The organism is Oceanobacillus caeni, assembly GCF_042678465.1.
GTDB classification, from domain to species: Bacteria; Bacillota; Bacilli; order Bacillales; family Amphibacillaceae; genus Oceanobacillus; species Oceanobacillus caeni.
In genome coordinates, this window is record NZ_JBHTKV010000033.1 from 1 (window position 1) to 2788 (window position 2788).

A 2788-nucleotide genomic window follows, 5' to 3' on the forward strand; every position below is an offset into this window, starting at 1 on the left:
GTATGTGTCAAGTTTTTCTCGGTGTGTCTTTCACACCAATATTTCCGGCACTCTATTTTTGTACACTTTTTCGGCTACCGCGCGACCCTTGTCGCTTGCTGTCCCCAATTTTTAGGTAACGTTCTAAAAACCAAGAACCTTACCTAAAAATCAGGGTGTTATCTAAAACTTTTTATTAACTGTCCAATAGCTGATGAATGAGCTGTATTTAGGCTTATTTTACCTTGTTTTGCTCCAATTGACGGCTGGGTTATACAGCTATAGAACGCCTAAGGGAATTATGGAAAAATACACGCCAGCAGATATCGTTCAAACGTATAAATATCAGGAAATAGCGAACACAACGGTTTTTGTTGGTGGGAAAAAGGAAAAGTCCATTGATTATAGTTATTTTATTGGGATAGAGAACCCTGGGTTAAATCGCTATGCTATTTCTTTTGATATTCAAGACATCTCTCGAGTGGTAAAGGTTGTTGGCATTATTTTAGTAATAGACATTTTGATTGCCTTACTAATTGGCTACTTATTTAGTAAACGATTAACCAAACCCTTACAAACACTCATTAATGGAATCAAAAGATTGGCCAATAAAGATTATAATGTCAATTATGATCCTAAAGGAGTTTATAAAGATGTCTTTCATAATGTCAATTTTCTATCCAATCAGTTAACAGCCAATGAAAAAGAAAGAAAGAAACTGGAGATGATGAGGGAGGATTGGATTGGGAATATCTCACATGATATAAAAACCCCACTAGCGTCTATACAAGGATATGCTGAATTGATTAAAGATCCAGATTATCATTTTTCCTTAGAAGAAATAAGAGAATACGCTGAGATTATTGAACAAAAATCATTATATATTAAAGAGGTAATAGAAGATTTAAATTTAACTACAAGATTGAAAAATAAAGCACTAACGTTAAATAAAAAACCAGTTAACATGGTTGCTTTATTAAGAAATATTGTGATAGATATTTTAAATGACCCTAAAAATTCTAATCGTAATATTGTATTTCATGTAAATCAGGAGAATATTCTTGTGACAATTGATGAAATTCTAATTCGAAGAGCAATCTATAATTTAATTTATAATGCAATTGTTCATAATGACGAAAATGTGCAAATCGATGTAATTGTAGAGAAAAAAGAACGAGCACATATAACCATAAAAGATAATGGTAACGGTATAGAGAAAAACGAACTTGACAAAATTTTTGACCGATACTATCGGGGAACAAATACTGGTGATGCACATAAAGGCTCTGGGCTTGGAATGGCGATAGCCAAAGATATTATTCAGCAACATGATGGTGAGCTAACCATTGACAGTGAAATTGGTCATGGGACAACAATTGATATTAAATTTTGAAGACCTTTAGTAAAGTGTGAAAATGACTATTATAAGGTCTTTAATGGGGTAACGAAAAAAGCTCAATTTCTCATTTTTAATAGTGAGTAATTGAGCTTTTTCATATTGTAATTTCCGAGATGTTGTAAATTGGGTTTCTAAATGCTACCCGGTTTTACAATCAACTACTAATACAAATTCAGGCTGGATCCGAAATACTTTCCGCACGACAAAAAGAACAATCCAACATTATTAGAGGAATCCTGTCTTTCTTTATAGAAAATAATATATAGCTGTGTTTATACAAGAAAAAATGGATTTATAAGAAATAATTTTAATAGTATTAAGTGAAGGAGGAAAAAACATGGATATTAAAAAAGATGTTCAAAAGCAATTTGGTCGTAGCGCTGATTCTTATGTGAAAAGCGAAGGACACAGTAAAGGTGAGGATCTGAAAAAGCTAGTAGAAATGGCTCGCGTAACAGGGATAGAGGAAGTGCTTGACGTTGCTACAGGGGGAGGACATACGGCTAACGCTCTTGCCCCGCTTTCACAAAAAGTTACGGCTATGGATTTGACACCGGAAATGTTATCTGCTGCTGAACAGTTTATTAAAGGAAACGGAAATGTTAACGTCGATTTTGTTGAAGGCGATGCCGAAAATATGCCATTTTCTAGTGAGAAATTTGATTTGGTTAGTTGCCGCATTGCTCCTCATCATTTCCCAAACATCGAAAATTTCATAAAAGAGGTTTACCGCGTATTAAAAAGTGGTGGACAATTCTTATTGGATGATAACGTCGCTCCTGAGCATGATGAGTTCGATCAATTTTATAATGATGTCGAAAAAATGAGAGACTATAGTCATTATCGGGCATGGAAAAAAACCGAATGGATTCAAATGTTGGAATTAAATGGATTTGAAATACAAGAATTGCATCGTTTTGAGAAACGATTTGAGTTTGGGAGTTGGTGTAATCGCATGCATTTGTCAGATACAGAGAAAGAGGCTTTAAATGAATTTATGTTAAAAGCCTCAGAAGAGACAAAAAATAAATTTCGTATTTTTATAAATGATCATCAAGTTACATCGTTTGTAGGTGAGGCTGTTTTGTTGAGAGCAATAAAATTATAAATTATTTAATATTGGCACCACCACAATGAAGTTCTAAAGAATAAAAGATCAAATCGGAAAGCATGCTGACGCGTGCTTTTTGTTATTTTGGCAGGTAGAAAAATACTTTTCCGTTTCCCACTAGTAAATTCCTTTTTCTCGATATACTATGCTAGAAATTTCATAGTAAGTTATGTTACATTGCAGTCTCACAGTTATGAACGAAAATATCAAAGGGAGTATGCTGGAAAGAGTGCTGATATCTTGGAAAGAGTGCTGATATCTTGGAAAGAGTGCTGATATCTTGGAAAGAGTGCTGATAT

General features: G+C 33.9%; 2 protein-coding genes. Both read left to right on the plus strand.

What is annotated here, in order from left to right; genetic code table 11:
* Positions 1-280 precede the first annotated feature (280 nt).
* Complete coding sequence (locus ACFQ18_RS16020) at positions 281-1372, plus strand: sensor histidine kinase (RefSeq protein ID WP_379566736.1); 1092 nt, start codon at positions 281-283, stop codon at positions 1370-1372.
* A 343-nt stretch (positions 1373-1715) separates the two neighbouring features.
* Positions 1716-2486, plus strand: coding sequence for a class I SAM-dependent methyltransferase (locus tag ACFQ18_RS16025; protein ID WP_204798796.1), 771 nt, complete (start codon positions 1716-1718; stop codon positions 2484-2486).
* Positions 2487-2788: the final 302 nt, after the last annotated feature.

Coding starts and splice junctions, on each gene's coding strand:
- ACFQ18_RS16020 (WP_379566736.1), top strand. CDS start 281: ATGGAAAAATACACGCCAGCAGATATCGTTCAAACGTATAAATATCAG.
- ACFQ18_RS16025 (WP_204798796.1), top strand. CDS start 1,716: ATGGATATTAAAAAAGATGTTCAAAAGCAATTTGGTCGTAGCGCTGAT.